This window comes from Enterococcus sp. 7F3_DIV0205 (genome assembly GCF_002141365.2).
Lineage (GTDB): Bacteria > Bacillota > Bacilli > Lactobacillales > Enterococcaceae > Enterococcus_L > Enterococcus_L palustris.
This window is the reverse complement of the sequence record NZ_CP147244.1, coordinates 2,182,099-2,208,247: the sequence shown is the minus strand read 5'-3', so window position 1 is coordinate 2,208,247 and position 26,149 is coordinate 2,182,099. Positions and strand designations below refer to the sequence as shown.

18 protein-coding genes are annotated in these 26,149 nt (G+C 37.7%); 13 read left to right on the top strand and 5 right to left on the bottom strand.

Annotated features, from left to right (window positions below; genetic code table 11):
- Window positions 1-134: 134 nt before the first annotated feature.
- The 4 genes from A5821_RS10445 to A5821_RS10430 all read left to right on the top strand — a co-directional run bounded on the left by A5821_RS10445 (window position 135) and on the right by A5821_RS10430 (window position 6,956).
- Window positions 135-2,474 (top strand): glycoside hydrolase family 65 protein, encoded by a 2,340-nt coding sequence (locus A5821_RS10445; protein ID WP_283936103.1) that lies wholly within the window; start codon window positions 135-137, stop codon window positions 2,472-2,474.
- The gene (gene pgmB / locus A5821_RS10440; protein ID WP_086314516.1) at window positions 2,467-3,141 is read left to right on the top strand and encodes a beta-phosphoglucomutase; all 675 of its coding nucleotides are present in this window, start codon (window positions 2,467-2,469) and stop codon (window positions 3,139-3,141) included. The genes A5821_RS10445 and pgmB overlap by 8 nt, the downstream gene beginning before the upstream one ends.
- A gap of 134 nt (window positions 3,142-3,275) precedes the next feature.
- A complete protein-coding gene (locus A5821_RS10435; protein ID WP_086314515.1) occupies window positions 3,276-4,286 on the top strand; it encodes a LacI family DNA-binding transcriptional regulator in 1,011 nt (336 codons plus the stop codon).
- A 204-nt stretch (window positions 4,287-4,490) separates the two neighbouring features.
- A complete protein-coding gene (locus tag A5821_RS10430; RefSeq protein ID WP_086314514.1) occupies window positions 4,491-6,956 on the top strand; it encodes a heavy metal translocating P-type ATPase in 2,466 nt (821 codons plus the stop codon).
- 108 nt (window positions 6,957-7,064) lie between these two features.
- Here the strand turns inward: A5821_RS10430 and A5821_RS10425 are convergent, their stop codons facing one another.
- The 3 genes from A5821_RS10425 to A5821_RS10415 form a co-directional block, all read right to left on the bottom strand.
- A complete protein-coding gene (locus A5821_RS10425; protein ID WP_086314513.1) occupies window positions 7,065-7,736 on the bottom strand; it encodes an NAD(P)H-dependent oxidoreductase in 672 nt (223 codons plus the stop codon).
- Window positions 7,737-7,852: 116 nt separating this feature from the next.
- A complete protein-coding gene (locus tag A5821_RS10420) occupies window positions 7,853-8,200 on the bottom strand; it encodes a winged helix-turn-helix transcriptional regulator (protein ID WP_086314512.1) in 348 nt (115 codons plus the stop codon).
- Window positions 8,201-8,306: 106 nt separating this feature from the next.
- Window positions 8,307-9,314 carry a serine hydrolase domain-containing protein gene (locus A5821_RS10415; RefSeq protein WP_086314511.1) on the bottom strand — a complete coding sequence of 336 codons (1,008 nt, stop codon included), beginning with the start codon at window positions 9,312-9,314 and terminating at the stop codon, window positions 8,307-8,309.
- A gap of 482 nt (window positions 9,315-9,796) precedes the next feature.
- Between A5821_RS10415 and A5821_RS10410 the strand changes: the two genes are divergently transcribed.
- Complete coding sequence (locus tag A5821_RS10410) at window positions 9,797-10,999, top strand: multidrug effflux MFS transporter (RefSeq protein WP_086314510.1); 1,203 nt, start codon at window positions 9,797-9,799, stop codon at window positions 10,997-10,999.
- Between the two features lie 146 nt (window positions 11,000-11,145).
- Window positions 11,146-12,054, top strand: coding sequence for an AEC family transporter (locus A5821_RS10405; protein WP_086314509.1), 909 nt, complete (start codon window positions 11,146-11,148; stop codon window positions 12,052-12,054).
- Window positions 12,055-12,096: 42 nt separating this feature from the next.
- Here A5821_RS10405 and A5821_RS10400 read toward each other — a convergent pair whose 3' ends face one another.
- Window positions 12,097-13,614, bottom strand: coding sequence for a UDP-N-acetylmuramoyl-L-alanyl-D-glutamate--L-lysine ligase (locus A5821_RS10400; RefSeq protein WP_086314508.1), 1,518 nt, complete (start codon window positions 13,612-13,614; stop codon window positions 12,097-12,099).
- Window positions 13,615-14,075: 461 nt separating this feature from the next.
- Here A5821_RS10400 and A5821_RS10395 point away from each other — a divergent pair, with 461 nt between their 5' ends.
- From A5821_RS10395 to A5821_RS10375, 5 genes are all read left to right on the top strand, one after another.
- Window positions 14,076-15,725: a putative polysaccharide biosynthesis protein gene (locus tag A5821_RS10395; protein ID WP_086314507.1), complete on the top strand. Its 1,650-nt coding sequence runs from the start codon at window positions 14,076-14,078 to the stop codon at window positions 15,723-15,725.
- Between the two features lie 116 nt (window positions 15,726-15,841).
- On the top strand, window positions 15,842-16,561 hold the full coding sequence (locus tag A5821_RS10390; protein WP_086314506.1) for a pseudouridine synthase: 720 nt from the start codon (window positions 15,842-15,844) through the stop codon (window positions 16,559-16,561).
- A 143-nt stretch (window positions 16,562-16,704) separates the two neighbouring features.
- The gene (locus A5821_RS10385) at window positions 16,705-17,592 is read left to right on the top strand and encodes an ABC transporter ATP-binding protein (RefSeq protein ID WP_086314505.1); all 888 of its coding nucleotides are present in this window, start codon (window positions 16,705-16,707) and stop codon (window positions 17,590-17,592) included.
- Complete coding sequence (locus A5821_RS10380; protein WP_086314504.1) at window positions 17,589-18,410, top strand: ABC transporter permease subunit; 822 nt, start codon at window positions 17,589-17,591, stop codon at window positions 18,408-18,410. Before A5821_RS10385 ends, A5821_RS10380 begins: the two co-directional genes overlap by 4 nt.
- Complete coding sequence (locus A5821_RS10375) at window positions 18,410-19,060, top strand: TetR/AcrR family transcriptional regulator (protein WP_086314503.1); 651 nt, start codon at window positions 18,410-18,412, stop codon at window positions 19,058-19,060. Before A5821_RS10380 ends, A5821_RS10375 begins: the two co-directional genes overlap by 1 nt.
- Window positions 19,061-19,063: 3 nt before the next feature.
- Here A5821_RS10375 and A5821_RS10370 read toward each other — a convergent pair whose 3' ends face one another.
- Window positions 19,064-19,915 carry an NAD(P)H-hydrate dehydratase gene (locus tag A5821_RS10370; protein WP_086314502.1) on the bottom strand — a complete coding sequence of 284 codons (852 nt, stop codon included), beginning with the start codon at window positions 19,913-19,915 and terminating at the stop codon, window positions 19,064-19,066.
- 151 nt (window positions 19,916-20,066) lie between these two features.
- On the opposite strand from A5821_RS10370, the gene pepV reads away from it, so the two are divergent.
- Window positions 20,067-21,482 carry a dipeptidase PepV gene (gene pepV / locus A5821_RS10365; RefSeq protein ID WP_086314501.1) on the top strand — a complete coding sequence of 472 codons (1,416 nt, stop codon included), beginning with the start codon at window positions 20,067-20,069 and terminating at the stop codon, window positions 21,480-21,482.
- A gap of 433 nt (window positions 21,483-21,915) precedes the next feature.
- A complete protein-coding gene (locus tag A5821_RS10360) occupies window positions 21,916-26,133 on the top strand; it encodes a WxL domain-containing protein (RefSeq protein ID WP_086314500.1) in 4,218 nt (1,405 codons plus the stop codon).
- Window positions 26,134-26,149: the final 16 nt, after the last annotated feature.

Sequence of the window (26,149 nt, the reverse complement as noted above, 5' to 3'; positions counted from 1 at the left end):
GTATAAAGCAGTTTTTTATTTTTGTAAACCCTTAAATAAAATCAGCTCTTTTTAATTACTGATAAAACGATAGTATCATTATAGATAAAGAATTTTCAACTAATAAGCAGTGAGCAACAAAGAAATGTTTGACAATGCAATCGGTTGCGTTTATTATGATGTTAAGAAGCAAAACATTTACAGGAGGAGAGAAAATGAATCATTTATTTGAAATAGACCCATGGAAAATTGCTACACATCAATTAGAACGTAACGAACGTCGTCTTCAAGAGTCGCTGACCTCAATGGGGAACGGATATATGGGAATGAGAGGGAATTTTGAAGAACACTATACAGGAGATCACCATCAAGGAACCTATTTAGCTGGTGTTTGGTATCCAGACAAAACAAGAGTCGGCTGGTGGAAAAATGGCTATCCTGAATACTTTGGAAAAGTCATCAATGCCGTGAATTTTATCGCTATGGATATTTTTGTGAATGGTGAAGCGCTTGATTTAGGAATTCAAGAACCAAAAGATTTTTATTTAGAATTAGATATGCATAACGGATTGTTGACACGCACATTTATTCTTGAAAAAGAAGAGACAAGAGTCAAATTCCGATTTGAACGTTTTTTAAGTATTGTGCAACAAGAACTAGCTGTGATTCGTGTGACAGCAGAAGTGCTTGAAGGAACTGCGGATATTCAAATTATTTCTAAAATCGATGGCGATGTTCGCAATGAAGATAGCAACTATGATGAAATGTTTTGGGAAGCACAACAATCTGGTTTTGAAGAAGCAATCGGCTTTTTAACAACGAAGACGATACCGAATCCGTTTGGCATTGAACAATTTAGTGTAACAGCTGCGATGAAACATGTCACAGAGGCCAAAGCAGGTGTAGCTGAAACAGAACCTTTGAAAGTACAACAATCGTTTCAAGCTAATCTACAAGCAAGTGAATCAATCACGCTAGAAAAACAAGTCATTGTTTTAACAAGCCGTGATATTCCAGAAGCGGAACAACAAGAAAAAGCAGTTCAACTATTAAATCAAACGACTAAAACGTTCGCTGAATTATTGAGTGAACAAAACGCTGCGTGGAAAAAGCGTTGGGAACTTTCCGATGTTGTAATCGAAGGAGACGAGGCAGCGCAACAAGGTATTCGTTTTAATTTATTCCAATTATTTACAACTTATTACGGTGAAGATGAACGATTGAACATTGGACCAAAAGGCTTTACAGGTGAAAAATATGGCGGTGCCACTTATTGGGATACAGAAGCTTACGCGGTTCCTTTGTATTTAGCGTTGGCCAAACCAGAAGTGACAAAAAATCTATTGAAATACCGCTATAACCAATTAGAACAAGCCAAACATAACGCTCGCCAACAAGGATTAGCAGGAGCGCTCTATCCAATGGTGACATTTACAGGAATTGAATGCCACAATGAATGGGAAATCACCTTTGAAGAAATCCACCGCAATGGTGCGATTGCGTATGCTATCTACAATTATGTGAACTATACTGGAGATAACGAGTATTTAAAAAATGAAGGATTACAAGTTCTCACTGAAATCGCACGTTTTTGGGCGGACCGCGTTCATTTTTCTAAACGTACTGGAAAATACATGATCCATGGCGTGACAGGACCAAATGAATATGAAAATAATATCAACAACAACTGGTATACAAACACGATCGCCACATGGGTATTGCAATATACCTTAGAAAATTACGACAAGTATCAAGCAGAAACACCAGTTAAAATTTCAAAAGAAGAGCAAGTGCATTGGCAAGAAATTATCGAAAATATGTACTATCCATTTGATGAAGAGTTAGGCGTTTTTGTTCAGCATGATACGTTCTTAGATAAAGATTTAATGCCGAGAACAGCATTGACCTCAGCAGATTTACCTTTGAATCAACATTGGTCTTGGGATCGTATTTTACGCTCTTGCTTTATTAAACAAGCGGATGTATTACAAGGTATTTATTTCTTTGGCGAACGTTTTTCACGAGCGGAAAAAGAACGTAATTTCTTATTTTATGAGCCGATGACGGTTCATGAATCTTCTTTATCACCAAGTGTTCACGCGGTTTTAGCGGCAGAATTAGGGATGGAAGAAAAGGCAGTAGAAATGTATCAACGGACAGCTCGTTTAGACTTAGATAATTACAACAATGATACCGAAGATGGGTTGCATATCACGTCAATGACAGGGAGTTGGCTTGCAATCGTGCAAGGATTTGCGCAAATGAAGACGGCTGACGAGCAATTAAGTTTTGCCCCATTCTTACCAAGCACGTGGACAAGCTATGCCTTTCATGTGAACTATCGTGATCGTTTGCTTTATGTGACGGTGGATCAAGAAAATGTTCGTTTACAACTTGTTTCAGGAGCAGAACTACCACTTACTTTATATGGAAATAAGCTGGTTTTAGCAGATGAATTAGTAATCGAGATGGAAAAGGTGAATCCTCATGTTTAAAGGTGTGTTATTTGATTTAGATGGTGTTTTAACGGATACAGCAGAGTATCATTATCAAGCGTGGCAACGTTTAGGAAAAGAAATCGGCATTACGATGGATCGTACGTTTAATGAAGAGTTGAAAGGGGTTAGTCGTGAAGACTCATTGACCTTATTACTCGCTCATGGCGGCAAAACAAATGACTTCACTTCAGCAGAATTTGCTGAACTAGCCAAGCGGAAAAATGAGTATTATGTAGAAATGATCCAACAAGTTAGCCCAAAAGATGTTTATCCAGGCATTCTGACTTTGTTAAAGAATTTAAAAAAACAAGGAATTAAAATTTCTTTAGCTTCTGCTAGTAAAAACGGTCCCTTTCTGTTAGAGAAAATGGCGTTGATGCCCTATTTTGATGGAATTGCTGACCCGAGCGCCGTTGCAAAAGGAAAACCAGACCCAGAGATTTTTCAATTAGCAGCTAAAAATGTTGGACTACAAGCAGCAGAATGTATCGGAATCGAAGATGCGAAAGCGGGGATTCAAGCCATTATTGCAAGCCATGCCTTACCTATTGGGGTAGGACGTTCAGAAGATCTGGGGGCAAATATCGCGCTTGTTTCTTCCACGAAAGAATTAACGTTTGAATTCTTGTTATCTGTCTGGCAAACAGCAAAAGCAGATAGTTGATTTCACTGTTTATTTAAACGACTATGCTTGAAAGAAAAAGACGATAGCAACAAAGCATCAATCTATGGTATTATTTTCTACGATGGAATGATTTATTAAAATTTGTATGATTAATCATGAAAGGAGGAGAATAGATGACAATTACTGTTAAAGATGTTGCTAAAAAAGCTGGCGTGGCTACTTCCACTGTTTCCAGAGTGATCAACGACCACTCAAGTATTTCAGATGCTACGAAGAAAAAAGTCTATAAAGTAATGGAAGAAATGGGGTATGTCCCCAACATTGCTGCTAGAAATTTAGGTAAACGTTCATCAGGAGCAGTCGGTGTGATTTTACCGCCGTTAGATTCTCGAGAGCGAATGGGAAATCCATTTTATTTGGAAATCATTGAGTCGATCAATGATGAAGCACGTAAACACAGTATGACAACGGCAATTGCCACGGCGCAATCTTTTGAGACATTGTTAGAAAATGTTCAGCTGATGCATCGTCAAAAGCAAGTCGATGGATTCATCTTGCTTTACTCAGATAAAGAGGATCCAGTCATCGATTATTTATTCGAAAATCAAGTTCCCTTCTCATTGATCGGTCAGCCGTATACAAATGAAGATAAGGTCATTTACGTGGACAATGATAATCAATTACTAGGCAAACATGCCACCGATTACCTAATCGAAAATGGGCATAAAAATATTCTGTTTATTACGAATACCACCCATGAAAATGTCTATTATGAACGCTATTTTGGCTATCAAAAGGCGATGATGTTAGCGAATTTGCCGGTATTACCTTCAGTAGATATGGAAAAACCGGAAGATTATGTAGCTTTTGAACAACTTTTGAAAGAGACGAAGGCTACAGCCGCTGTTGTCATCGATGATATCTTCGCGATGCGAATGATTCAATTAGCACAAATGTATGGCTATCGTGTGCCAGATGATTTTTCGGTGATCAGTTTTAATAATTCGATTTATGCGACGTTAGTTCATCCTTATCTGACAAGTATTGATATTGATATTGCGGAATTGGGTAGAATGGGCATGCAAAAACTGATTGAGTCACTACAGGAAAAAGAAGCAACAGGGGTTCGGATGGTGATTCCGCATAAGTTGATTAAGCGGGAGACGGTACTGTCTTTGAAATAATAACGGATGAAATAGTTTTGAACATTCTATGGAAAGGATGTTCAAAACTATTTTTTTTACATTAGTTCGTAAAATGACCAGATCTTTAGGTTGACAAATAGAATATTCTATTTTAATATAAAGGAGAAATGACTCGACTACAAACATAGTCGATTGGGTTATAAACATAAAAAATGATGTAAATAGAAAAAGGAGATGGAAAAGATGGAAGCAAAAACATTTGATATAGAAGGGATGACCTGTGCTTCATGTGCGCAAACGGTAGAAAAGGCAACGTCCAAACTAACAGGCGTATCTAAAGCAACAGTCAACCTAGCAACCGAAAAGCTAAACGTTGAATATGATGAAAGCAAACTTTCGGAAAGTGACATCCAAAAAGCTGTAGCAGATGCAGGATATGAAGCATTGAGCAATGTCCAACAACGAACATTTGATATAGAAGGAATGACGTGTGCGTCGTGTGCGCAAACAATCGAAAAAGCAACGGCTAAATTGAACGGTGTTACAAAAGCATCCGTCAACTTAGCAACAGAAAAAATGGTCGTTGATTTTGACCCAGCGATTCTAAATGTCTCAGATATTACCAAAACAGTAGCTGATGCAGGTTATGGCGCAGTGGAACAAATTGATTCAGCCGATACGGTAGACAAAGACCGTGAGAAAAAACAAAAACATATCAAAGACATGTGGCAACGTTTTTGGATGTCTGCAGTCTTTACTGTTCCATTATTATATGTAGCAATGGGGCATATGGTTGGCTTGCCATTGCTATCATTTGTAGATCCAATGATGCATCCTGAAACATTTGCTATGGTTCAGTTGATCTTAACGATTCCTGTATTATATTTAGGTAGAAGTTTCTTTATCGTTGGGTTTAAAGCTCTATTTAAAGGACACCCTAATATGGATTCATTAGTTGCTCTAGGAACGAGTGCCGCAGTAGCATATAGTTTGTATGGAACAGCGATGATTTTTGCTGGCGATCCACAATTTACAATGGCATTGTACTATGAATCTGCTGGTGTGATTTTAACATTGATCACGTTGGGTAAATATTTTGAAGCTGTTTCAAAAGGAAAAACGTCAGAAGCAATCAAAAAATTAATGGGCTTAGCACCGAAAAATGCCCGTGTTTTCCGTAATGGTCAAGAAATGGAAATCCCGGTAGATAGTGTTCAATTAGACGATACGATCATTGTTCGTCCTGGTGAAAAAATTCCAGTAGATGGTGTTGTGATCGAAGGTTCATCTGCAATCGATGAATCGATGCTGACGGGTGAAAGTATGCCAGTCGAGAAAAAGGTTGGGGATAATGTCATTGGTGCAAGTATCAATAAAAATGGTAGTTTCCGTTTTAAAGCAACAAAAGTTGGGAAAGATACAGCATTGTCTCAAATCATTAAATTAGTTGAAGATGCACAAGGGTCAAAAGCACCAATCGCTAAAATGGCAGATAAAATCTCTGGTGTTTTCGTACCAATTGTAATGGTATTATCTGTTTTAGCAGGTTTGGCTTGGTATTTCTTAGGGCAAGAATCTTGGGTTTTCGCCTTAACGATCACAATTTCAGTACTAGTTATTGCATGTCCGTGTGCGCTAGGTTTAGCAACACCAACAGCAATTATGGTAGGAACTGGGAAAGGCGCTGAAAACGGCGTATTGATCAAAAGTGGTGATGCATTAGAAACAACCCATAAGATCCAAACAATCGTTTTCGATAAAACAGGAACGATCACAGAAGGAAAACCAAAAGTTACAGATATTGTAACAGCAAATGGTATGGCACAAGATGAGTTACTCCGTTTAGCAGCATCTGCTGAAAAAGGCTCAGAACATCCTTTAGGAGAAGCAATCGTCAATGGTGCGGAAGAAAAAAATATTACTTTTGCATCAACAGAAGCTTTTGAAGCAATTCCGGGTCATGGAATCGAAGTAACAATCGAAGGTAGCCGTTTATTATTAGGGAATAAAAAATTGATGGATGACCGTACTATTTCTCTAGGTGATTTAGGCGATACGTCTGATCAATTAGCAGAACAAGGGAAAACACCGATGTATATTGCAAAAGATGGCGTGATTGCAGGAATTATCGCCGTTGCTGATACAATCAAACCAAACAGTATTCCAGCAATCAAAAAATTACATCAAATGGGAATCGAAGTGGCGATGATCACAGGTGATAACAAACGAACGGCCCAAGCAATCGCTAAACAAGTTGGAATCGACCGCGTTTTAAGTGAGGTCTTACCAGAAGATAAAGCAAATGAAGTCATGAAATTACAAAAAGAAGGTAAGAAAGTTGCGATGGTTGGTGATGGTATCAACGATGCACCAGCGTTAGCACAAGCAGATATCGGGATTGCGATTGGATCTGGAACAGACGTCGCAATGGAATCTGCGGATATCGTATTGATGCGTAGTGATTTGATGGATGTACCGACTGCAGTTGAGTTGAGTAAAGCAACAATCAAGAATATCAAAGAAAACTTATTCTGGGCATTTGCTTATAATACACTAGGAATTCCAGTTGCAATGGGTGTCTTGTATCTATTTGGTGGACCGTTATTGAATCCAATGATTGCGGGAGCTGCGATGAGTTTTAGTTCAGTTTCTGTATTGCTGAATGCCTTGCGATTAAAAGGGTTTAAACCTTCAGCGTTGAAGAAGTAATTAGATGAAAAAATCGACTACTTTCTTAGTAATCAGTAAAAAATACTGATCCTAAGGCTGTTAGTCGATTTTTTTACGATTCAAATCAAGGGATAGAAAGTATTTTTTTTATTCGACAACTGTCAGAATTTCATCAGTCGTTTGGCGTTTTTTCAGTGGTATTTCTTTTGTACGATAACCAAGTCCAAGCATATAAGAAACACCGAATTCATTTGTATCCAACAGTCCTTTTTTACTCAAGTAAGTTTCTACATCAGCGCGATTAAATCCTTCAATCGGACAACTATCAATTTCTAGTAAAGCAGCAGTTGTCATCATATTAGCTAATGCGATATACGTTTGTTTAGAAGCCCAATCAAACAACGAACGTTCACTGTTTAAATCAAAATCTTTTGCCTGAAACTGTTTGAACATTTGAGTTTGTGGAGCGTCTGCTGAAAATGGGAGACCAAACACATTCTCTACCATATGTTTTACGTGTGGGCTTTCGGCTGTAACATTTTTACGTGCCAAAGCGATGACGAAATGACTAGCCCCATTTAAGCTGTTAACGGCTCCCCACGAAAATTCTTTCAAGTCCTCTTTTATTTGGGTATTTTCTATTAGTAAAAAAGACCAAGGTTCATATCCAAATGAGCTTGGGGATAGGCGTGCAGCTTCTAAAATGGTTTCCCAATCTTCTGTTGGAATTTTTTTAGATGGATCAAAAGCTTTTGTAGCATGGCGATGTTCAAAAGCTATTAAAATTTCTTGTCGTTTTTCCTTCTTTGTTCTATTCATTTTATCTTCCTGCCTTTACATCATAGTTTATTGCACTAAACAATAAGTGACTTTAGTGTAAAGGAAGCAAAAAGCATTGTAAATCGGGGAATTTTTTTATACCACTACTTAAATGATTATTGTGTATTTAAGTGACGGGAATTAAACGAATTGCCCCAAAGGTACATCGATTCTATCACAGGAGCCAAGCTTCTACCGTACTCAGTTACTGAATAGCTTACGGCTATAGGTTTTTCCTGTATGACTGTCCGACTGATTAGTCCGTCTGTTTCTAAATCTTTTAATTGCAAAGATAACATCCTTTTGGTGACTCCGGGTATAAAGCGTTGTAATTCGCTGTAACGATAAGCTCCTTCAAAAATTAAATGGTACAACAACACGCTCTTCCATTTACCTGAAATGAGCTGTAAGGTCGACTCTACAGAACAGCCATCTAAACAATCATGAATTTTTCGCTTTGTCATCATATCACATCCCAATAGTTATTTTGTTAAAAATGTTCGTGCTAAATTATGTATTATAATAGCATAACTAACATTTTTGGATGAAGTAAACTGTCTTACCGTATACTCAATGTTTTGAGGAAGCATCCTCTTTAGTAAAATAAGCGGAAAGCTCTTTGTGCAGTGCCCAAACATTTTGTTCTAAATTACTCATGATGGTAATGTTCCGATTTAATGAACGATTGTAAGAGGAAATAAATGAAATCCCAGGATCTTGTCCTTGCATGTATGGGAAAGGTTCCTCATTGTTTTTAGAAATCCAAAAGCCATAACCATAATAATCCGATGCTTGCATCGTTTGCATCATATTTACCGCCTGTTTAGAAATGATTTTTCCACTAAGCAATGTCTGCCAAAAACGTTCAAGATCTTTTAACGTTGTGAAGCAGCCGCCAGCACCGGTACCCTTAACATCGATACTATAAATATTACTGTAATACTCTTCTGTTTCTTTATCGTAGATATATGCATTCGCAACATTGGCTGGCAATCGATCCAATGCAAAATAACCAGTAGAAGTCATGCCGGCTGGTTCAAAAATCACTTTCTTTAAGTAACTGTCAAAATCTTGGCGTGTAAGTTCTTCAATGATCGTTGCTAAAAGAACGTATCCTGTATTGTTATATTGAAATTTTTTTCCAGGAGTATCTACCATTTTTTTATCAAAAAAGAGTGGAAGAAGATCTCTGTTTTTTCGTATTTTATAGTTAGGAAAGTCTTCCCACAGTTCAGCGTAGTCATCCATCTCCTCTTCATCAAAATAATCACCGATACCAGAAGTATGATTAAGTAGTTGATGCACAGTGACGTTAGGGTCGATATTAGGCATTTTCTTTGAGAGAATTCGGTTGATTGGCTGATCTATTCCGATCTTTTTTTCTTCAATGAGTTTCATGATGGCGATAGCAACGAAGGTTTTACTGCCAGATGCTGTACCGAAAATGGTATCGACATTATTTTTTATTTGATTTGGAAGATCCCGATAACCAAAGGCTTCAAATAATAAGGGTTCATCATTCGATGTGACGCTGACAAAACCATTGAAGTCAGTGGGAATAAATTGTTTCAAGTTCATGAGTGAAGCTCCTTTATTTAGATTATGTATCTGCCGTTTATGTACTACAATAAGTTTATCATTAATTGATGGATAGATGTTTCATTTTTTTTACTTTCTAAAGAAATTTTGAGTCGATACAATAGTTGAAAATTGAATTGTCAGTGAATTAAAAAGAGAAGCTAGTTAAAGTACTGTTGGAATTGAAATTGCAATAGAATCTGTGCTACCATAGAGAAGACGTTTAAATACACGTATAGTAAATAAGAAAAGGAAGTGATCAGCAGATGAATACGTATAAATTAATATTGATCATGCTCCCGCCGCTTCCCGGAGAAAGATGTTTTTTTTCAACCCTTTAATTTAATGAACTAGCCACGCGGACTAGCTCTTTAGAAAAAAGATAAAATCAGTGTGTGTCAAAAAACGCCACAAACTTATTTTCCTATTTTTCAGACAGAGCTGAACGAGTCCGCTCCGCTTTTAATTTAGGAGGAAGTATTTTGAAAAAAAGCATCATAACTCGTGGACCATCTTTAGTATTATTGATTGTTTTAGTGGGATTTCCACAAATCAGTGAAACGATTTTTACTCCGTCATTACCGGATATTGCGCGTGACTTTCAAGCACCAATGGCAACGGTTCAGCTGACGTTGAGTATTTATTTTCTAGCCTTTGCGCTAGGTGTGTTTTTTTGGGGCTGGTTGTCTGACTTTATTGGACGGCGTAAAGCTATGCTTTATGGCTTATTATTTTACGGAATTGGCAGTTTCCTTTGTTTACGTTCTTCGACGATCGAACTGCTGTTATTTGCTCGATTTGTTCAAGCTTTTGGCGCGAGCACGGGTTCTGTTGTGACTCAGACGATTTTGCGGGAAAGTTATTCTGGCAATCAGCGACATGCGTTGTTTGCTCAGATTTCTGCGGCACTGGCATTTACTCCAGCAATCGGTCCATTAATTGGCGGCATCGTGGATCAGTATTGGGGATTTAGAGCAGTTTTTCTGGTATTGGTATTGATGAGTGTGTTGATTTTTTGCTATGCATTTTTGCGTTTGCCTGAAACTTTTGAAGTAAGTAAGCGAGTACCAATAAAATTAATCCCAATCATTAAGCGTCTTTTAACGAGTCCTAAAGTGTTGACTTATGGTTTTTTGATAGGGGCGATCAATGGTGTATTGTTCAGCTATTATGCTGAAGCACCATTTATATTTATCGAACAGTTTCATTTATCAACGGCGATGTATGGCTTTTTAGGAATCGGCGTAGCTGGGGCTTCGATTTTAGGGGCATTATTGTCCAAGCGGTTACTCCCGATTTATCAACCAGAGAAAATTATTTTAATTGGAATCAGAAGTATGTTGTTTGGGGCTTTTTTCCTGCTTGTTGCCAGTGCAGCAACTGTTCTTCCAGAAATGATTCAGCTTTGGTTGATGCTGATGGGGATTTTCATCTTGCTGACAGGGACGGGAACAGCGTTGCCTAATTGTCTTAGCTTGGCATTGACCGATTTTCAAGATGTGATCGGAACGGCTGGAGCGGTCTTTAGCTTAGGCTATTATTTGTTGGTCAGTCTATTCACGTTTGGTATGAGCAAACTTCACAATGGTTCATTGCTGATGATGCCTTTATATTTTCTTGTTATAGGTTGCTTGATGCTATTTTTAACGCGAAAATTTTTGTGGACAAAAGTTAAACCTAAATAAGAAACAGCTTTAAAGAAATAGAAATAGAAAACATCTGCGCAACTAAAAAAACTAGCGTAGGTGTTTTTTATTGAAAACCTTTTGAAATAGCGTTTTTTGTTATAATCTAGGATAATAATAGAAATAAGAAGTGAGGGGCGAGTTGGGTGAAAGAAATTTTATTACAGGCAATTGGTTTTTGTTTTGTCATATTTTTAGGCTATTTAATGAAACGGATCGGCTTATTGAGTAAGGCAGATGGCGGTATGTTGTCAGTTATTATTGTAAATATTACCTTGCCGGCAACGGTGATCGTTAGTTTAGCGAGTGTTGTTGTATCTGGAACATTATTTTTCTTGCTGACAATGGGAATCGTTTTGAATATTTTGGTGATTCTGATAGGCGGTCGAGTCAGTAAAAAACGTGCTGTTTTGGAACAGAAATTTCAAATGTATTCGATGTCAGGTTATAATATTGGGAATTTTAGTTTACCATTTATTCAGGGCTTCTATCCTTTAGCTGTGCCTTTTCTTTTGATGTTTGATATCGGGAATAGTGTAATGTTGACAGGTGGAAGTACATTGTTGATCGATAAAGTAGTTGGCTCTAAAGAAGAGACGACGTTGAAAAAAATTGTTTTGTCATTATTTAAATCTGCGCCTTTTACAGCGTATATGGTGATGCTGTTGTTGCGGATTGGACAGATTGGATTACCGATGGAAGTGTTAGGGGGACTAGAAATGATCGCTAAGGCAAATGGTTTTTTATCGATGTTTATGATTGGTTTATATTTTGAGCTTAGATTGCCTAAAAAAGCGTTGCACTTAGTAAAAGAAGTTCTGGCGTGGCGTTATCTATGTGGAGCGGCGTTTGCATTGTTATTTGCTTTTGTTATTCCGCTTGATCCTTTATTACGAATCGTTTTAGTTGTGTTGAGTGTAGCACCAATGCCGACATTTTCGGTGATCAACAGTGTTAAAGCAGGAATGCCGGAAGAAACAGTTGGCTTTACATCGTCTGCAAGTATCTTGATCAGTTTAGTATTGATGACGCTGATCATGATGTTTATGGGGTAGTAATAGAAAAAGAGTAAGGAAAGAATTCCCTACTCTATTATTTTATTCACGTATCAAACGTTCAGCGATATAGAAGTCGCCCTCATACGGTGTATCTTCTCCGTCAACTTTTTGGTACAAATCAGCACCTTTTCCAGCAAGTACCACTGCATCTTCTGTTTGACTCATTGCTAGTGCAATTTCGATAGCTTCGCTACGATCAGCAACGATTTCGACTGGAATATCAGTTGAAATGTAAGACTGTATCTCTTCGCAGATGGTGATTGGATTTTCATCCGCTGGATCATCTGTCGTTAAAATCGCAACATCAGCCAGTTCAGATAAAACAGTACCGAAATCCTTTCGTCTAGAGATCGCTTTATTACCTGTGCTGCCGATGACGACTAGCAAACGACCATTAGGATGTTCTTCTTTGACAAACGTTAAAAGATTCTTTAAACTATCATAATTGTGCGCATAATCTACATAAACTTTTGCACCATTTTTATTTGTTAATAATTCCATGCGACCAGGAACTGTGGTTTCCTTGACGCCTTGTTGACAATCGTTGCGTGTAGCACCAACTAAGGCGCTGGCAAGAACAGCACTTAATGCATTCCCTTTATTAAAATCACCGCCTAAACGTAAGTGATACTCACCAGAAACGGCTAACGTATCATTTTCGGTGTTGATAGAAAATGCAAGAGAGTCGTCAGGATTTGTTTGATAAATGTAATCTGTGTCTTTCGCTGATTGATCTCCATACACAATATAAGGAACAGTATAAAGTTCTGCTGTTTCTTTCAGTAATTGAAAATAGTCTGATTCATGATTGAAAATCATTGTTTTGGAATGCTTGATTAGTTGACGCTTGCAATAAAAGTAATCATCAAATGTTGGATGCTCGATCGGACTGATATGATCTGGCGTAATATTTAGAAAAATGCCAACATCAAAAAATAGACCGTACACACGATTCGTTTTATAAGCTTGCGATGAGACTTCCATAATAAAGTGGGTCATCTTGTTTTTAACAGCTTCGGCCATCATTTGATAAAGATCAAGCGATTCAGGTGTAGTTAAATGGGATTTGAAGAAAGTTTTTCCATCTAAAGTAGAATTCATGGTAGATAGCATCGCTGTTTTTTTATTTGTTGCTTGATCTAAAATAAATTTAGTAAAGTAAGCAGCCGTTGTTTTGCCTTTTGTACCAGTAAAGCCGATCAATTTTAATTTTTCTTGCGGATAATCATAAAAAGCCATACTGATGACCGCCATTGCCTTTTTGATGTCAGTCACAATGATTCCTAAGGCTGCAGGTACATCATATGGCTGTTCAGCCACATAAACAGCAAGACCAGACTTGACTGCTTTGTCTAAGTACTCGGATTTGAAATTTAGCCCTTTGCAGAAAAAAAGTGTGTCAGTATTTACAGTACGGGAATCATAAGAAAGAGTATCAAATGTTTTATCATTCAACGCGATAGGCAAGCTTAAAGACCAGCCTTCAGCTGAAATAAATTCTTTTAAAAGATGTTCTTCTAGTAAACATTCTCGGATTGTTTCTAAAGAAATAGTCATCATTACGCCTCCAAGCAGTATCTAAAATCATAATATAAGATTTTTAGTATAGAAAACTTTAGAAATTCATCATACAATTTAAACGTTAAAACTTCAAGGCGCTTGCTGGTGAGTGGAAAAAAATGTTAGAAAATGATTGATGCAAGTATAATGAATTCAAATCTTTAAGAGTTATTAAAATAACAAATACATAATGATCATATTTTAGTGAAATATTAAAAAAAATATAAAATAAAAGAGATATTTAGTGCTGTTTTTCTTTGTTAATAAACTAAAAACGAATAGTTATAAATGAAGTGTTTATTTGGTTTTTAGATATTTAAAAAATGAAAAGCACTGTTTTTTTATAAAATCTGTGAGGAAAATATAAATAAGTTAATTTATTCAAGAAAGTCGTTGCATATACTTGATTTAACAATTAAAATAAAGAAAGCATGTTCAAAGAAAGTTGGAGGAGTTAAATGATAAATCAACCAAATCCTGCTGATCAACCGATCTTGACTAACCAAGAGAAAATGGTTAAAGGATCTGCTTGGATGACAGCTAGTAATATAATTTCTCGTTTGTTGGGTGCGGTCTATATTATCCCATGGTATGCATGGATGGGGGAACACGCCAACGAAGCAAATAGTCTATCTTCAATGGGATATACTGTGTATGCTCTTTTTTTATTAATATCTACAGCGGGGCTTCCAGCAGCTATTGCGAAGCAGACCTCTTATTACAATTCATTGAATGAATACAAGATAAGCCGGCAGCTCTTTTATAAAGCTCTTCAATTGATGGCTATTTTAGGTGCTATTTTTGCAATCATCATGTATCTTGCAGCGCCACTTTTAGCGAAGTGGTCAGGCGGCGGAGAAGAATTGATTCCAACGATGCGTTCCCTAAGTCTGGCTGTGTTGATTTTTCCTTGTATGAGCGTCGTTCGAGGCTATTTCCAAGGAAATCAAGATATGATGCCGTATGCTTTGTCACAAATCGTGGAACAAGTAGCACGTGTTTTTTATATGTTGTTGACAGCATTTATCATTATGAAAGTAATTGATGGGAATTATGTTGATGCTGTAACACAATCTACACTTGCAGCATTCGTAGGGATGTTAGCTAGCTTAGTTGTTTTACTTTTCTATATTCGTAAACAAAAACCAATGTTCGACTATCTCGCGGCGCATAGTGCGAATGAACATGAAGCGTCAACAAGAGATTTATTGACGGAAACGTTAAAAGAAGCCATTCCTTTTATTATTGTTGGTTCAGGTGTGACAGTCTTTAAATTAGTCGATCAATTTACGTTTTCTAATTTTATGAATACTTTTACTACGTATTCCGGTAGCCAATTGAGAACGCTATTTGCTATTTTTAATGCAAATCCAGACAAATTGACAATGGTAGTCATTGCGTTGGCTACATCTATTTCAGCTACAGGATTACCATTGATCACTGAAGCGATCACCTTGAAAAAATATCGTGATTTATCCAAATTGATCAGTAATAACTTTCAACTATTTATGTTTGTGATGTTTCCTGCAACATTTGGTATGATCGTTTTAGCCAAACCGCTGTATACGATGTTTTATGCACCAGACGCTTTAGGCGTATCAGTGTTGGTTCAAGCCTGTATTGCTGGCTTGTTTATGGGCTTGTATATGTTATCATCAACCATGTTGATGGGGATGTATGAAAATAAAGCTGCAATCAAATATTTTGGTTTAGGGTTAGCGTTGAAATTGATTGTTCAGTATCCAAGCGTGCGTCTCTTTGAAGTATACGGTCCATTGATTGCTACAATGATTGGATTTACCTTGTCGTGTGTATTGATCATGAGAAAAATAAAAAAAGTCAGTCACTTCAATTTTGGGTTGACATTACGACGTGGTTTACTGATTTTCTTGATCACGTTGGTTATGATGATCGCTGCAATAGTGATGAGACAGTTCTTGTATCTATTCCTAGATCCAACTCGCAAATTCCAATCTTTCATGATTATTATCATCGTAGCGGCATTTGGTGGAGCAGTCTATGGCTACATCACATTAAAACTGCGTTTAGCGGATAAACTATTAGGAGCAAGTGTCGTTAAAATTCGTCGTAAGTTGAAAATAAAATAAAAATAATCCATAGCGGAACGTAAAGTTCCGCTATTTTATTAAGGAAAATAAACTAGCAGACGAAGTTAAGGTTAAAAGAGCTTTTTCAGTTTTTTTTAAATAGGAGGATCAATCATATGCGTTTAGATAAATTTCTTGCAGAAACTGGAATTGGCAGTCGAAAAGAAGCCAAACAACTATTGAAAAAAAGTTTAGTAACTGTCAATGATCGTGTTGTTAAAGATGGCAAAACACAGGTCGATGAAACACAAGATAGTATCAAATTTGCTGGAGAAAAATTGACTTATCAAAAATATTACTATTACATGCTGCATAAACCGCAAGGGGTGATTTCTGCAACCGAAGATAAATGGGACCAAACCGTGGTCGATTTATTAAAAGATGAAGATTACCGGGAAGATTTATTTCCAGTCGGGCGTTTGGATAAGGATACGGAAGGATTGCTCCTGTTAACGAATGACGGTCAGCTTGCGCATCAATTATTATCACCTAAAAAGCATGTGGACAAAGAATATTTCGCTAAAGTGCAGGGAATTGTAACAGACGCTGATATTCTTCATTTTGCAAAAGGATTTGCCTTGACCAGTAAAGAGCAAGTCAAACCAAGTAAACTGGTGATTGAGTTAATAGATGAAACTGATCAAACCTCAGAAATTCGTCTAATTATCCAAGAAGGAAAATTTCACCAAGTAAAACGCATGTTTGAAGCAGTAGATAAAAAAGTTGTCTATTTGAAACGATTACGAATGGGTAGTTTATGGCTAGACGAGACATTAGCTTTAGGTGAATATCGTGTTTTGACTGAGGATGAACTTGAAGGGCTAAAGAACAATTGACTCTTAAAATGATGGAAGAAACCTAAACAAAAGTTTATTGCTGTATTTAAAACAGTAAACGTTGTCTAGGTTTCTTTTGACTAGACAGTCAATACAGGTATATACTTCAATTGACTAACTAGTCAATGAGGAGGAATAATAAAATGAAGGCCATTGAACTTAAAGGACTAACCAAATTATATAAACAACAACCTGCCATCGATCATGTGGATCTATCCGTGGAAAAGGGCGAAATATATGGTTTTATCGGACCAAACGGCGCTGGCAAATCAACAGCGATCAAAACGATGTTGAATTTCATTTATCCAGATCAAGGAACGGCTACTTTACTTGGATTGGATAGTATCAAAGATGCTAAAGAAATTCGTAAACGAACGGGGTATGTCTCTAGTGATGTTCGTTTCTATCCCAATATGACAACGATCGATGTGCTAAAATATGTGGCTGAATTTCACCAACTAAAAAATAGCAAACAGCAAATCGATTATTTTGTTGAGTTATTCGATATCGATGCTCGAAAAAAAATGTCTGATTTGTCGCTTGGAAATAAAAAGAAAATCGCTATTATAGCAGGGATTCTACCTAATCCAGAATTGCTGATTTTAGATGAACCTACGAATGGTTTAGATCCGCTGATGCAGCATCGTTTATTTGAAGAGTTGGAAAAGTACAATAAAAAAGGAATGACCATCTTTCTATCCAGCCATGATTTAAATGAAGTGCAGCAACACGCGCACAAAGCAGCGTTTATTCGACAAGGAAAAATTATTACGGTGCAAGATATTACTAAAGAAAAATCTCTAGGCAAAGTCATTACCTTGATTGGCGACCATATCCCGCTATCTTTATTTGAAAAAATGGGTGCAGCGATTTTAAAACATCAAGGGAACGAAACACGTTTATTATATGAAGGGGATTTACATAAAGTATTGCCGCTTCTAAGTGATCCCTCGATTCAAGATTTTACGGTTACGAATCCAGAACTGGAAGATCAGTTTATGGCATTGTATGAAGGAGGCGATGGAAAATGATCACTGCTAAAATAGAAACTAAAGGACTTATCAAAGGTTTGATTATTTGGACTATATTATTCGCTGTCATTATTTTTGGTTTTAGTGCAGTGTATCCTCAAATGCATAGTTCTGCAATGAAAGACCTTCTAGATGCGAAATTGACTGGACTTTCTCCATCGTTATTGAAAACTTTCAACATCAGTGTGAATGGTCAATCAAGTTTTTTAGTGGCGGCAGGCTTTTTTGCTTATTATTTTCAATATATGTTTTTAGCCGCTTCAATTTATGCTATGATGCTGGGAAGTCAGGCGTTAATTAAAGAAGAAACTGATGGAACGATTGAATTTTTATATGCTCAACCTGTGACGCGTATTGGAATCGTGACAAGTAAATTTGTAGCGAATTTCTTGATTTTAGCTATTTTCTGGCTTATTTCATTTGGGGTATCTGTCGGGTCAACGTTATTGTATCGTCAATCAACAGATTCGGCGGCAACGATCACAAAAGAGATCAGTAAGATTTTTACTCAAGAAAGTCTGATTTTGCTGTTTTTCTTAGCACTTGGCTTTTTTGTTTCAACATTTTTAAAATCAAGCAAGCAAAGCACAAGTGTCTCTTTAGGGATTGTTTTCGGTTTTTATTTGATCGGGATTTTTTCTGATTTGAATGATTCGTTTAGTTGGGCGAAGACGATTTCTCCAACCCATATGGGGATTCCAAGTAATTTATTGGACAAAGGTTTATCGGCAGCAAATGTAACGCTATTGAGTATTTTGATTGTTTTATTCCTAGGTGGAACATACATGGTTTACCAACGGAAGGATTTGAAAGTCTAGTGAAAGAAATCAACATCGATCAACAAAAATATGATCGGATTCTAGCGGCGGCTTTAAACCATTTTTCAAAATATGGCTATCAAAAAGCCAACACAGATGAAATAGCAAAAGAGGCTGATGTGTCTAAGGGCTTGATTTTTCATTATTTTGGCAAAAAACAAGTGCTGTATGAACAGACAATCAGCGAAGTGATCGACTTTTTAAATGAACAGTCCAAAGTGTTGTTCGCAAAGAAGTACACAGACTTAGTAGATGTAGTGATCGTAGCAACTCGACATAAAATAAAGTTAGAGCAAAAATATCCAAATCAAATTCGTTTATTGATCACAGCCTATGCGCAAAAACAGCATTTACCAAAAGAAATCCAAGCAAAATTAGCACATTATATGGATGAAAATAGGGCGATCGCCCAACAACTTTTGGCGAGGCTAATTGAACAGTTACCAATCAAAAAGCAAATCGCAAAAGAAGATGTCGTTCAGTTGGTATTAAGTGTATTTAATCAAATTTCTGTGGAAAGTCTACAGTTTTTAAAGACCCACCCAGAAGTAACGGAAGTCAAGCAAATGCAGTTTTTAGCTGAACGAGCTGAAATTTATATGGCTATTTTACAAACAGGATTTCTAGAACATAAGCCAGCGGAAAAATGATACTCATTTTTCCGCTGTCTTATTATTTAAACGCTCAAAACGTTTCATATAGTGGGGGAGATTTTTACTGATTTCCGTCGGTAATACAACGTAGTTTTCCTGCCCTAATTCTTCCCCAATCAAGCTATGAAGATAAACAGCCGCGCAAATGGCCCCTTCTTTGTCTTTAAATTGAGCCAAAAAGCCTGTAATCATACCTGCTAAAGTATCACCCATGCCGCCTGTTGCCATAGCAGGAGTTCCTAATGGATTCTTGTATTGAACATTTTGCATATAAAGCTCTGTTCGATGGCTTTTTAAAATAATCGTTGCGCCCAATTGTTTTTGCAGCGCTTGATTATTCTCAAAGGTTTGTTCACCGATCTTTAGTCCGCTTAATCGTGCCCATTCCATTTGATGAGGCGTGAAAACAACTTTTTCTGGGTAAGGTAAAGCGTAATGATTTTGAGCAAATAAAGTAATAGCGGAACCGTCGATCACGAGCCATTGTTCAGGTTTTTGCTGCTGTAAAATTCTTTCTAAAAGCTGCTTACTGTGGGCAGACAAACCCAATCCAGGTCCGATTAAAAGCACATCTGCTGTATCGACTAAATCATTGACTTCTTGCGTGAGAGTCCAATCCAACACCATGGCCTCAGGTAAACGAGCATGAAGAGCTGTCTGGTTTTTCTCTGCCGTCATAACCGAAGTTAAACCGCAGCCTGATTTGACACAGGCTTCTGCACTCATGATGATTGCCCCGCCATATGTCTCATTTCCACCAATTAAAACAGAACGTCCAAAGGTTCCTTTATGAGAATGTTGCGGCCGAGGTTGAATCACAGTAGTCAGGATTTCTTGTGAGAGTTCTTTCAATTAGAGCACCTCCTTTAGTGATTTAGCTTCAGTATAAATCTGTTTTGAATGAAGCGCAAAATATTACGGAAAAAACTGTTCCCGCCTTTTTCTTTTAAGTCAGTTAGTGGTATGATGGGAAGGTAGAATAATGAATTGGAGTGACTAAAAAATGACAATTGATTGGCAAAAAGAAGTAGACGCACGTAAAGATGCGCTATTAGAAGATTTACAAAATTTATTACGCATCAACAGTGAGCGCGATGACTCAAAAGTAACACCAGATGCACCTTTTGGACCAGGACCTGTAGCGGGCTTAAAACATATGTTAGCGTATGGCGAACGTGATGGTTTTGTTGTGAAAAACGTGGATAACTATGCTGGACACATCGAATATGGTGAAGGCGATGAAACATTAGGAATTTTCGGACATATGGATGTGGTTCCTGCCGGCGACGGTTGGGATACGGATCCTTATGAACCTGTTATCAAAGACGGCAAAATCTTTGCTCGTGGTTCAAGTGATGATAAAGGTCCAAGTATGGCCGCTTATTATGCCTTAAGAATCATCAAAGATTTAGGAGTGCCATTATCTAAAAAAGTTCGCTTTGTCGTTGGTAGTGACGAAGAAAGCGGCTGGGGCGATATGGATTATTACTTCAAACATGAAGAAACACCTGACTTTGGTTTCTCGCCAGATGCAGAATTCCCAATCATCAATGGTGAAAAAGGAAATGTTTCTCTATATGCTCGTTTTGGCGGATCAAGCGAAGGCGAATATGGTTTAGAAAGCTTCAATGCTGGCTTACGTGAAAATATGGTTCCAGGTACAGCGACTGCTGTGATCACTGTCCCAACTGCTGAAGCTGCTGAAAAAATGCAAGGCGCATTTAGCGTTTTTGTCGATGAAGAACCAATTTCTGGTGAGTTAGAAGCGAATGGTACAACTGTTACGATCAAAGTTGTCGGAAAAGGCGCACACGGCGCTAGCCCGCAATCTGGAATCAATGCAGCGACATTCTTAGCCGTGTTCTTAAATAACTATGGATTTGCTGGTGCAGCCAAAGAATTTATTCAAGTGGCAGCAACACTTGTTCACGAAGATTTCTATGGTGAAAAATTAGGCGTAGCTTTTGAAGATGCTAAAATGGGCAAATTAACAATGAATGCTGGTTTATTCGTCTTCAAGAAAGATGCCGAAGAAGGCAACTTTATGAGCTTGAATTTCCGTTACCCTAAAGGCACAACAGCAGCAGATTTAGAAACAGGCGTAAAATCTACAGCAGGTGCAATCGGTGCAGAAATCGTTCAAGGTGGACGCAATCAAGAACCACATTATGTTCCAGCGGATGATCCATTGGTTGAAACGTTATTACAAGTTTATGAAGATCATACTGGTCAAAAAGGCCATGAACAAATCATCGGTGGCGGAACATACGGACGTTTGCTAAAACGTGGTGTGGCCTACGGTGCAATGTTCCCAGGCTATACGGATACGATGCATCAAGCCAATGAATTTATGGCGTTGGATGATTTATTCCGTGCCACAGCAATTTATGCGGATGCTATTTATCGTTTAGCGAAATAGTAAAAATCTAAGCTCATCTGAATTCTGTACTATTGTTTTTCAGTTGATTTTTGTAAATGAAAAAAGTAAGTCTAAATGAAATTGAATATATCAAAAACAAGGTGGATTATCGCTAGCAAGAATAGTGATAGTCCACCTTGTTTTTGATGTCAGGGACGAAGGTCTTTGGTGAACGGGCTATGTTGGGGGATTGAGCGTGAGAAGCCAATTACTAAAGCTGTAATCATATCAAAACGATAGAGGTCCGAGTTTATATGTAATTAGAAAGCGCTTACTTGTTGTTTGTTATGTTTGGGAATCAAGGTATCATTAGTAGTGATATCTTGACTGGCAGAGGTTGAGATGATTGAAATAAGAAACATCGCATGAAAGAATATTGGATTTCTTCTATCCCCCACTAAATAGTTAAAAGAAAGAAGGACGTGCAAGATTAATGAAAAAAATTTTTCAGATTTTAAGTGTCTTCCTTGTAGGAATAGCGACCATAGGTTATTTTCATTTGAATAATACAAGTATCAAAGCTGAAAATGAACCTGAGCAGCAGACACAAGTACATAGAAGCACAGGAACAAGTAGAGCAACATTTGAAGGTGAAACTAGGAAAGTTTCTACCGGAGAGGAAATGAGAGATGCTGTAAACAATGATAAGGTGTCGCAAATCGAAATGCTAAATAATATAACCATGGCTTTCACTGTTAGACCTGAAGCCATAAGTAGAGATCTGGTCATTAGAGGGAATGGTTTTACTTTACAAATGACAGGCCATACTTGGGAGGTAAGATATGGGAAACATACCTTTAGATTGGAGAATATGAAAGTAGGTTATAATCTTGAATCGGCAATGTTTGAGTATGCTGCTTATCCTTCTTCTCTTGCTAAAAGTTATATGGAAATGGAAAATGTAAGTGAGGCAGCAAATAATAAGGGGGCCATCACGAATTTAGGTTCTTCACATGTTGTTTTTACTGGTGGAAAGAACGAATTTAAGTCTACCAGAGCTAAACCCTATTTATTTGCACAGGCGAGTATGACACTTAAAGGTGGTGCAGAAGTTTATATAGAGCAGCCTGATATTACAATCATAAAAAAAGTTACAGGTACTTATGGAATGTCATACGATTTGAACATCACAGAAAATTCAAAGATGATTATCAATACAAAACAAAGTGCTACACCTAAATCACCTCTAACAGGGCTGAGATATATCGACGTAAAAACTAACTCTTCTTTAGAAGTCAATGCTTTAGCATCAGATACGTCAACTTCTGTGCCTGTTGTAGACTTTGATACTAATCCTATCGATTCCAGTGGTTTATATGTGAGTGGCAACAGTAAGATATCTCTTTCTGGAACAGGCAGTCGTACGGGGATCAATCTTCCAGGAGAAACATATGGTACAGCCGTTAGTGCTACCAATAAGTCAACGTTGAATGTGAAAACAAAACTGGGGTCTAATGTTGTTGTAGGAAACGGAAAGGATACAACAATTCAGGCGACTGGAGGAAGTCAAATAGATTTTGAAGGGGCTGGAGAAAAAGTAATAGATGTTACTGCAGTGTCACCTCAAATTAATGTTTCACAAAATAGTATAATCAATGTCCAACATAATACCAACACGGCAGGATCAAGTATCAACTTGTATGGAAAGGGCACTTTATCTACACATAAAACGGCCATTAATGTAACCAATTCTAGTGAGTTGAATATGCAACGTAATGGAGGCGACACTGGATCAAATATTTATTTAGAAGGCACTCTTCCAACAATGAATGTCAAAACAGGGAGTAAGACTAGTTTAAAAAATTCAGGTATAAGTTCTTTGTGGATGAAAGGAAGTAATACCCAGTTTACTGTATCTGAAAGTGAATTTAATCAGGAAAGTACCTCACAAACTGGAGGAACGGCAGCTGGCGGAATTTACATGGTTGGAAATACACCAAATATGATGGTAGAAAAGAATAGCTCTGTGAAGTTGAATGGATTAACCTCTCCAACCATTCAAATGGATGGAACAGGCGCTAAATTATCAGTCACTGGCGGATCAAAAATGAACAGTAAAGTTGGCGATACAGATAGCATCCGCTTGCTTGGAAATCAACCACAGTTAACTGTCTCTGGAGTGGGAACATCGTTTGTGTCTGAAAGCAATCGTCGAAGATTCGTAGATGGAGCTGGCACGATTTACTTAGGAAATCTTGATGCTGACAAACTGTCTACAGGTGCTGCTATTACGGTAGAGGATCAGGCAGAAGTAAATTTGGAGTCTAATTTATCAAGCGCGATGGTCATGCAGTCAAGTTATGGCGTATTTAATCTATCCTCAGGTGCTAAGATAAACCTTACGTCAGGGCCAACGGATGGCTATATTAACAATGCAAATGCAACCTTAAGATTTATGAGAAGTGGCTATGGAAGCAGTCAAAATGGCCATTATCTATTTAATATTGATAATGCGGAAATGAACATTGAGAAAAGCGGTGGAAGCGCTGCTGGGGTTAGATTGTTTGGTCATGGAAACCAAGTGAATGTAAAAAATAATGGGAAGTTCTCGATAAATAATCCTGGAAAAGGCACTCCTAATGATGGTGGAACAGCGGAAGGAAATCAAGGGGTTCACTATACGAAGGCCACGGATGTCACTGGAGATAGAAATGAATTTAATGTAACTGGACAAGGTTCAGAAGTAAGAATTGCTGCTGATTCAGGTCCAGCAATTGATATGCACGATCAACCAGGTTTAATTACTGCTTCAGATGGTGGCTATTTTGAAGCTAGAGGGAAGACCGCTACGACAAATACAGGGATTTTTAGAACATCGGATCGATTAGAGGTTGTATTTGATAAACCATTATTCATGGACTTTACGAATACTCGAGGAAATGGCGGGAACATTTTCACGGTGAATAGCAGTTCAACATTAAAGGCTACCAAGAGTGACTTATCTTTATGGAAGAAAGGGACTGGAGTAGAGCAAGATCCGGACTTGAATTTTATTGATTTAAATTATGCATTCAAAGGCTCTAACTTTGACACTCTTGGTGCGACGAATAGACCAGGTGAGTTCAATACCAATACAATTGGCACACAAGGATTAACGAATTATACTCGATTAAGTAGTAATAACGCTCGCTGGGCTGTGGCAGATGTCCTTCGAGTGCCAACGACTGCAGACAAAAAAATTCATGGTCGATTGAGTGTACCAGTTGGACTTAACCGTATACGACCAGCCTGGGATAATGAAGTAGAGGCTACTGTAGAAGTACAGAGAGCAAGCGGAGAAAAAGAAATTTATGAAAAAGTGAAATCAGTAGGAGATAGCAAGGCGAAACCCGGTATTAGTATTTATGGAGAGAAACCTCAAGGGGGACTTTTTGAAATTGATACAGGGAAATATTTTGAAGTTGGAGATAAAGTTACCATTACAAAAGTAAACTTAACAAGTGGGGAATTAACGCCAGGATTTGATAATCAAATTTTGACAAAGACAGTCGAACCATTCCAAATCATTCCTCCCAAACCTATCACAGTTGAGAGTAATGCGATTAACAATCAGGCCACAAGTATCAAAGGGCATGTGGAAGATAAAACGGTAGAAATTACGGCTACATTAAACGGACAACCCCTGGATACGTCTAATATAGTTGTTGATGAGATGGGGAACTTTGAACTGTCTCTTGAAGCTATTGCGTTAAAAAAAGGAGATGAAATTCAACTCTTTGCAAGAGACCATGAAGGGTCAGCGTTAAAAGCAGGAGTAGTGAATCCACCGATAACGAACAATGATACAGGGAATAGTAATCCTAGTAAGAAATTGAATTTTCATGATACATCATTTGAAGCTGCACCTACAATTAATGTGAGTGAGCTCATGCCTTTAAGCGTTCTATTCCAAGATGAAAATGGCCGGGCGATTCATAAAACGTTGACAATGTTCAAAGAACCAAATGAATCGGTTGATTTAACGAAGGAAGAGCAGATTACAAGCGCGATTCAGACATTAAAAAAACAAGAATACAGTCTATTAAAAAAACCGAAACCAGAAGTAATCATAATGAACGAGGGAAAGACGGTCATATATCAATTTATGGGGCCGACAGAAGAACTAATCTCGGACAAAGAACCGCAAACAGATGAATTTACGATTCGAGCCGTTTCCGACTTCAAATTTCCAAATGCGCCAATCGGGACAACGCGAGCAGCCAAATTAGATAAAGTAACACCTGAACCCTCAGAAGGTGCAAAAGGCTATAGTTCAGGAATTGAAGTCGCGGATATGTCCGGAACTGCCAAGGGGTGGAATGTGAAAGTAGCCATGACAACACCCTTGCAAACAACTGAGGGGAAAGAACTAAAAGGCTGGGAATTGTATATTCCAACTGAAAAAGTAAAATCTGGTGGAGTAGAAACCAAAGACGCGATTGGACATTCGGTGACCGTGACTAAAGAAGGCGCAACAGGATCTGTCTTTAGTGCAGCTCAAGGTAAAGGCAAAGGCCGATTTATAAACATATTCGAATCCTTTACAGAAGAAGCAACAACAGAAGAAGGACTTACTAGGAAAAAAGGTGTTCAACTGACTGTCCCAAATGGTGCGTATAAAGGTGCCTATCAAGGGAAGCTGACTTGGACGCTGCAGAATGTGCCGAATTAAGCTACTCAATAGTGAA